Origin of the sequence: Reyranella sp., assembly GCF_050185545.1 — a bacterium.
GTDB lineage: Bacteria > Pseudomonadota > Alphaproteobacteria > Reyranellales > Reyranellaceae > Reyranella.
On the sequence record NZ_JBFWZI010000184.1, the window covers coordinates 11,014 to 13,662 of the forward strand.

The 2,649-nt window shown below is 68.0% G+C and carries 2 protein-coding genes and 1 pseudogene; all 3 read right to left on the reverse strand.

All coding sequences use genetic code 11. The annotated features are described in order from the left end of the window. The coding region (locus AB7O82_RS31205) for a glycosyltransferase (protein WP_428621058.1) at window positions 1-894 on the reverse strand (894 nt) is incomplete at its 3' end. A gap of 208 nt (window positions 895-1,102) precedes the next feature. Continuing rightward, the gene (locus AB7O82_RS31210; protein ID WP_428621060.1) at window positions 1,103-2,398 is read right to left on the reverse strand and encodes an aspartate aminotransferase family protein; all 1,296 of its coding nucleotides are present in this window, start codon (window positions 2,396-2,398) and stop codon (window positions 1,103-1,105) included. 8 nt (window positions 2,399-2,406) lie between these two features. Then, a pseudogene (locus AB7O82_RS31215) lies at window positions 2,407-2,649 on the reverse strand (hypothetical protein); the annotation flags it as partial.

Sequence of the window (2,649 nt, forward strand, 5' to 3'; positions counted from 1 at the left end):
CACGCGCGCGAGCGAGGGAGAGCTGGCGGCGATACGGGCGATGTCGCCCCGCGCCTTATGGGCCAGCACGGGATCCAGCAGGGTCCGGCAGAGCCGCACGAGATCGTCGGCGTCGCTCGCTTCCGGCATCGTGCCGTCGTTCCACAGATAGCCGCGCCGGCCTTCGGCCGTGGTGACGATGGGGATCTGCCAGGCAATGCCGGTCGCGAGCTTGGTGCTGCAGCCGCGCGGCAGGCAGAAGATCGGATGAAGGAAGACGTTCCAGGTCGCCGCCTCGGCCGCGAGGGCTGCATCGTCGAGCGTGCCGAGATAGTCGACGGCGCCGTAGTTGCCCGCCAGCCACCGCCCGAGCACCGGCGGGCCACCGACGACACGCACGCGCACGGGCGGCCCGGGCGTGCGGGCAAGAGCATCCAGGGTCTGCACCAGCCCCTCGAGGTTGGGGCCGTGATCGAGTGTGCCGACGAAGCCCAGGCGGTCGCCGGCCGGCCGCCAGTCGAGCGGATCGGGCTTGATGAGGCGCGGGACCCACGCCACGCGCCTGGCCCCGAACCATCGCTCCAGATCGGCGTCGAACGGTGCGATCGTGCACACCGCGTCGATCTCCTCGCGCAGTTGCTGCTCGCTCGCCAGCACGCGGCCCAGCAGCAGGGCGGGCGTCGGCAGGAGGCGCCGGCTGAGCGGCAGGCGATGGCGCAAGCGGACAGAGTGCAGCAGGTCGGTGATCTCCGCACCGTGCGAGAGGATGACGATCCGGCAGCCAGCCGGCAATTGCGACCGGATCAGCGGCGCCACGGGCGCGAGAAACTCCTGATTGAGGAAGATGTAGTCGACCGGCTTCTGCCGCGCCGCACGAATGATGTCGTCGGCCAGGCCGCGTCCATACGGCCGCACGAAAGGCGACGAATCGATCAGCCGCAGGAAGCGCGCCGACCACGAGCGGTCGCCGTCGAACGGCAGCCTGGTCAGCGAGACGCCGGCCGCCTCGATGACCTCGATGAATTCGCGCGTGCAAAGCTGGACGCCGCCCTTGCCGTCACCGAGATGGCCGCGGCTGCTGACGAACAGGCCACTAGCCGCCCTGTCAGGCGGCTCCGGCTTGTCAGGTCGTTCCAGCCGTCAGCTCCTTCAGCGCATCGCTCCAGGCGCCGATCGTGTGATCGATGTCGGCGCGGGTATGGGCCAGGCTGACATAGTACTTGCTCTCCCCCTTCATGATCCCGCGGGAACGCAGGAGCTGATTGAATCGCTTGGCGATCGCGGCGTCGCCCTTCAGCGTGTCGCGGTAGTCCTTGATCGGCTGGTCGGTGAAGACGACGTCGAACAGCGGCGGCTCGCCGATCACCTGCGCCTTGACACCAGCCTTCTTCAAGAGCTCGGACAGCGCCGTCATCAGCTCGCGCCCGGTGGCGAACACCTGCTCGTAGGTGCCCGGCCGCTTCAGCACCTCGAGGGTCGCCAGCCCGGCGACTGCGGCCACCGGGTTGCCCGAGAGCGTGCCGACCTGGAAGATGTAGTCCTCGTCGGTCATCGCCAGCCGGTCGAAATGCTTCATGATGTCGGCCCGGCCGGCGATCGCGGCCAGGGCGAAGCCGCCACCCACGATCTTGCCCAGGCTGCAGAGATCGGGCGTGACGCCGTAGTATTCCTGCGCGCCGCCATAGGCGAAGCGGAAGCCGGTCACGACCTCGTCGAAGATCAGCGGAATGTCATGCTTGGCGGTCACCGCACGCAGGGCCTGGAGGAAACCGGGCCTGGGCGGGATCAGGCGCTGGAACGGCTCGACGATGACGCCCGCCAGCTCGTCCTTCTGCTCCTCGATCAGGCTTTCGACCATGTCGATGTCGTTGAACGCCGCGACCAGCATCTCGTCCTGCACCGACTTCGGGATGCCGGCCGAGTCGGGCGTCGGCCGCGGAAAATTGCCCGGCCGCTTGGGCGCCAGCGACATCAGCGCGTAGTCGCTCATGCCGTGATAGCCGCCCTCGAACTTCAGGATCTTGTCGCGCTTTCTGAAGGCGCGCGCCGCCCGCATGGCGTAGAGATCAGCCTCGGTGCCCGAGCAGACGAAGCGCACCTGGTCGGCGCACGGCACGGCATCGCAGATCGCCTCGGCGAGCGCGATGCCATGGCGGTTGTTGCCGAAATAGGTCGTGCCGAGCGGCACCTGGGCCTGCACCGCCGCCGTCACTTCGGGATGCGCATGGCCGATGAACATCGGTCCGGAGCCCAGGAGGAAGTCGACATACTCGCGGCCAGCCTCGTCCCAGATCCGCCCCGCCTTGCCCTCGCGCAGGATCACCTCGGCCGGCATGTTGCCGAAGCTGCCGCCCGGGAGGACGCGCTTGGCCTGCTCGACGAGGTCATTGATCGGATCGATCGCGGTCTGGACGTTCATGGCAACCTCTACTCGATGGGGACGAAGATAGAATGGCGCATCTTGCCTTCGACCGCCTTCGAGAAATGACCCTTGCCGGTGACATCCTCGACCAGCAGCACCTCGCCGGCGCCGATGATGCGCGTCTCGCCGTCGCTCGCCTGGATGCTGACGGCGCCGTCGAGATTGATGATGTACTGCCGGCGCGGCGCGGGATGCCATTCGTAGTCGTAGGTGCCCGGAGTCTCGCGGAAGATGATGCCGGTCGCCGG